The 2,704-nt window shown below is 72.1% G+C and carries 4 protein-coding genes; 2 read left to right on the top strand and 2 right to left on the bottom strand.

Annotation, left to right across the window (positions count from 1 at the left end):
* Nucleotides 1-66 precede the first annotated feature (66 nt).
* Nucleotides 67-816 carry an enoyl-CoA hydratase gene (locus DQP58_RS26445; RefSeq protein WP_112710973.1) on the bottom strand — a complete coding sequence of 250 codons (750 nt, stop codon included), beginning with the start codon at nucleotides 814-816 and terminating at the stop codon, nucleotides 67-69.
* A 102-nt stretch (nucleotides 817-918) separates the two neighbouring features.
* On the opposite strand from DQP58_RS26445, the gene DQP58_RS26440 reads away from it, so the two are divergent.
* Together DQP58_RS26440 and DQP58_RS26435 are read left to right on the top strand one after the other, a co-directional pair.
* The gene (locus DQP58_RS26440; protein ID WP_112710974.1) at nucleotides 919-1,188 is read left to right on the top strand and encodes a DUF2277 domain-containing protein; all 270 of its coding nucleotides are present in this window, start codon (nucleotides 919-921) and stop codon (nucleotides 1,186-1,188) included.
* Nucleotides 1,185-1,748: a DUF1802 family protein gene (locus DQP58_RS26435; protein WP_112710972.1), complete on the top strand. Its 564-nt coding sequence runs from the start codon at nucleotides 1,185-1,187 to the stop codon at nucleotides 1,746-1,748. The genes DQP58_RS26440 and DQP58_RS26435 overlap by 4 nt, the downstream gene beginning before the upstream one ends.
* On the opposite strand, the gene DQP58_RS26430 is transcribed toward DQP58_RS26435, so the two are convergent.
* The coding region (locus DQP58_RS26430; protein WP_114149379.1) for a CocE/NonD family hydrolase at nucleotides 1,707-2,704 on the bottom strand (998 nt) is incomplete at its 5' end. The genes DQP58_RS26435 and DQP58_RS26430 overlap by 42 nt on opposite strands.

Genomic DNA, 2,704 nt, shown 5'->3' with positions numbered 1-2,704 from the left:
AATACATCAGTCGATCGTATGGCGTGGGCGGGGCCGGTGGGAACGGACCGGCGCAGATCGCGGCGATCAGCGCACCTGCGAGCGGCCGCGCGCCAGCACGGCCTCCCGGTTGGCGGCGATGTCGTCGCCGCTGGTCCGGAACTGCCGGGCGGCCGTCGCCTCCTGCCAGAGCCCGGCGCCGGTCTGCGCGTCGTCGATGCGGTGATACGACGCCAGCAGCGCCCGCACCGCGTCCTGGTTGTTCCCGACGATCGACGCCGCTACGGCTTGGGCGGCACCCAACAGCTGGTCGTGCGGCACCACCTCGGTCACCAGCCCGGCACGCAGCGCGTCGGCCGCGGACAGATAGTCCCCGGTCATGCTCATCCGCCGGGCCAGCCCGACTCCCACCTTCTGCGGCAACCGCACGCTTAGGCCCCAGGTGGGCAGCAGCCCCACCCGGGCGTGCGTGTCGGCGAACCGGGCGTTCTCCGAGGCGATCAGGATGTCGCAGTACAGCGCCAGCTCCAGCCCGCCGGTGACCGCGGCGCCGTTGATCGCGCCGATCACCGGTTTGGTCAGCGCCGGCCAGCGCGGCGAGATGTCCGGCAGCGCCGAGGAACCGCCCAGCTCCTTGAGGTCCAGCCCCGCGCAGAACACCGGGTCGGTGCCGGTGACGATGACGACGTCGACCGCGTCGTCGGTTTCGGCGTCGGCCAGCGCCCCGAAGAAGCGGTCCCGCAACGCCGAGGACAGCGCGTTGCGCGACTGCGGTCGGTTGAGGGTCAGGGTGCGCACTCGCTCGTCGGTGTCGATCAGCAGGATCTCGTCGGTCATGACTTCACCGTAGCCAGTCGGCCCGCACGGGCGATGGGCCGCCTTAGCGCCCGCCGGTTCGTCGGGGAGCGGCGCCGCCGAGCAGCGCTTATCGTGGGAACGATGTGCCGGAACATCACCGAACTGCGCGGCCTGCAACCCGCCGCCACCGCCGAGGAAATCGCGGCGGCCGCCCGCCAGTATGTCCGCAAGGTCAGCGGCATCACCCACCCCTCGGCCGCGAATGTCGACGCGTTCGAGGCGGCGGTCGCCGAGGTCACCGAGACGACGACGCGGTTGCTGGGGCAGCTGCCGCCGCGGCGCCAGCCGCCCAAGACGGTCCCGCCCTTGCGCCGCCCCGAGGTGATGGCGCGGATGGCGGACGCGAAATGACCGTCACCACAACGACTCCCGGCCTCAAGGAGTGGAGCGCCGCGGTGCACGCGCTGCTGGACGGTCGCCAGCGGGTGCTGCTGCGCAAGGGCGGCATCGGGGAGAAACGGTTTGAACTGGCCGCCCGCGAGTTCCTGCTGTTCCCGACGGTCGCGCACAGCCACGCCGAGCGGGTGCGCCCCGAGCATCAAGACCTGCTGGCGCCCGCGGCCGCCGACAGCACCGACGACGAGCTGGTGATCCGGGCCGCCGCGAAAGTCGTTGCGGCCGTGCCGGTCGAGCGCCCGGACGGCCTGCCCGCCATCGAGGACCTGCACATCTGGACCGCCGAGTCGGTGCGTGCCGACCGCCTGGACTTTCGTCCCAAGCACAAGCTCGCGGTGCTGGTCGTGTCCGTGCTCCCGCTGACCGAGCCGGTGCGCCTGGAGCGGACCCCGGAGTACGGCGGGTGCAAGAGCTGGGTGGAGCTGCCGGTGCCGGCCCCGCCGGGGCGTGGCCCCGTTCATGACGAAGCGGCGCTAGCCGCTGTCGCCGCCCGGGTCCGCGACGCCGTTGGCTGACAACTCGGCCGGGCCGACCGGCAACAGCAGCCGGGAGCGTCCGTAGCGCACGGTGTGGGTGACCGGCGTGGGCTGCCGGCCGGTCAACACCGGCTCGCCGGAGCCGAGGTTGTGCGCGTAGCGCGGCGACCAGCCCCCGGCGATCAGCACGCGGATGCGTGAGCCGGCCCGGAAGCGATGGGCCATGCCGTCGAGATCGAGGCGAACTATCTTCTCCGACTTGGGTTTTGCCGCGGGACGCAGCCGGCGGTACGCCTCGCTGACGTTGCGCGACCGCCCCTTGGCGTCGACCTCGCTCACCCGCACGAACAGGTCGGCGTGTGGGCTGTCCGCGCCATGGGCGAGTTCGATGACCGGGCAGCCGTAGACATACACGTCCTCGGTGAGCGTCGCGCTGGTGAAGGCCAGCACGTCGTCGCGCGATGCCAGCCGGCTGTCGTCGCGGTATCCGCCGTTGCCGGACAGCTGCGGGCCGCCGGTGGTCGGTGTCGGATTGGCCGGGTCGTAACGAAATGTGCCCGGCGCCAACCCCTTCAGGGTCGGCGCGGTCTCGCCCAGGTAGCCACCGGGCCGCAGGTACAGCGCGCGTTCGGTGGTGGCGGGCGGCCAGTCGGGCAGGCTGCGCCAGCCACCGCCCCCGCCGGTGACGTAGACGCGCACCCGGCTGGGCCGGTGCGACGTGGCCGCACCGCCCAGGTGCGTACCCAGCCAATCCAGCGCCTCTCGGGCGCAGGTGGAAAACCCGGTGGTGAGCAACTGGGTGTGGGTCCAGGGACCGACGGTGAGCGCGACGTCGACACCGCGCCGGCGCAGGTGCGCGTACTGCTGCAGCGTCTGCCTGATGAAGATGTCCTGCCAGCCGCCCACCAACAGCACCGGCACCTGCACCCGGTCCAGCGCCTCGGTGCAGCGCAAGGCATCCCAGAACGGGTCGTCGGGTTCGCTGTGTTCGACCC

This window comes from Mycobacterium colombiense, assembly GCF_003284975.1.
Lineage (GTDB): Bacteria > Actinomycetota > Actinomycetes > Mycobacteriales > Mycobacteriaceae > Mycobacterium > Mycobacterium europaeum_A.
The sequence above is the reverse complement of the archived record's forward strand: the minus strand, read 5'-3'. Positions and strand labels throughout refer to the sequence as shown.